The sequence below is a fragment of the Oleiphilus sp. HI0128 genome (genome assembly GCF_001635365.1).
The window spans coordinates 1-969 of record NZ_LWGG01000224.1; the positions used below are offsets into that span (position 1 = coordinate 1).

General features: G+C 43.1%; 1 protein-coding gene. It reads right to left on the reverse strand.

Going from position 1 to position 969, the window contains the following annotated elements; genetic code table 11:
• Positions 1-213: 213 nt before the first annotated feature.
• Positions 214-969 (reverse strand): NAD(P)-dependent oxidoreductase (locus A3763_RS03050; protein ID WP_304440779.1); only part of this gene is annotated, 756 nt, incomplete at its 5' end.

Sequence of the window (969 nt, forward strand, 5' to 3'; positions counted from 1 at the left end):
GTGAGTTTAATGCAAATTCCACGACGAGTATTGTTGAGGAAAAAAAGGCAGGCAAAAAAGTGACCAAGAAGGTAACTAAGGTTCGTAATAAAGGCTCAGCATCCAAGGCATAAGCGCTTTTCGTTAGAATTAAGTCTTAATTTAGAAGTAAAAAAGCCGCATTCAAATGAGATGCGGCTTTTTGCTTTTTGCTTTTTGCGGATCGAATTGTTTCTAGAACAGAACTCGACAACGAATCGTTCCGTTGACTGTTTTTAGCTTGTCTTTCGCTAGACCGCTGCACTCTTTATTAACATCAATTACAACATAACCCACGCCTTCGTTGGTTTGAAGGTATTGACCTAGAATGTTGATGTTGTTTTCAGATAGCACTTGGTTGATCTCGGACATAACACCCGGAATGTTCTCATGAATATGAAGAATTCTGTGGTTATCTGGGTGAGATGGTAGCGCAACCTCAGGGAAGTTAACCGAAGTGATAGAAGTACCAGTATCACTATAGGTAGCTAGCTTCTCACCAACTTCGAAACCAATGTTGGCTTGCGCTTCCATTGTGCTACCACCAACGTGAGGCGTTAGGATAACGTTATCAAACTCGCGAAGAGGAGAAATAAATTCTTCGTTGTTTGACTTAGGCTCTACAGGGAATACATCCACTGCGGCGCCCAATACTCGGCCAGACTTAAGTGCTTCACATAATGCGTCAATTACAACAACTGTTCCACGAGCTGCGTTAATGAAGATGCTGCCATCTTTCATTTGAGCAAACTGTTCTGGTCCCATCATGTCTTGTGTTGCACCGGTTTCAGGTACGTGCAGGCTGACAATATCAGACATGCCAAGCAAGTCTTCCATAGAATCAAGTTGCGTTGCATTACCCAAAGGAAGTTTGGTTACTACATCGTAGAAGTAGACCTTCATGCCCAATGATTCAGCAAGAACGCTCAACTGGCTGCCGATGCTGCCGTA